The sequence below is a fragment of the Arthrobacter sp. Y3221157 genome (genome assembly GCF_059089865.1).
Genome location: NZ_JBNHFD010000220.1, coordinates 1 through 515, shown reverse-complemented (window position 1 = coordinate 515; position 515 = coordinate 1). Strand labels below are relative to the sequence as shown.

The 515-nt window shown below is 63.1% G+C and carries 1 protein-coding gene; it reads left to right on the top strand.

Translation table 11 applies throughout. The features are described from left to right. Positions 1–433: 433 nt before the first annotated feature. The coding region (locus tag AC5RTT_RS20740) for a 6-phosphofructokinase (protein WP_494146734.1) at positions 434–515 on the top strand (82 nt) is incomplete at its 3' end.

Below are 515 nucleotides of genomic sequence, written 5' to 3'. Positions count from 1 at the left end.
CCGCCCTGGCAGCCAAAGAACTCCGCGAAGCCATCGCATAACCCCACCCCGAACCGTGTACTGCCCGCACAAAACACCACCGCGGGCAGTACACGGCTCAGGCCGGCTCGGCTGGATCTGAACACATTTCGAAGATGCCGGGTCAGCAGATTGACTCGTAAGTGAGGTGAGGTCGCAATGAATCAGGCGGACTGTGCTGATTATCGTTCGGCTGTGGAGCCGCCAGCCGTCGGGCCGTCCAAGGACATGCCTCCTATCCCCGCCCCGCCCCGTGGACAGGTCCCGGCAGATCGAATCCGTCCCTCGCGCGGTCGGGAACGCGAGTTGCGGCAGCTCATCCACGACCTCGCCGTTCTCGCCGCAAGGCCCGATCGCCAGGCCAAGGAGACACAGCCCCAAGCAGGAGCCACGTAACGCAGATTTGAGCCGAAACATGAAAATTGGAATCCTCACCAGCGGTGGCGACTGCCCCGGATTGAACGCGGTGATCCGCGGCGCCGTACTGAAAGGCATCG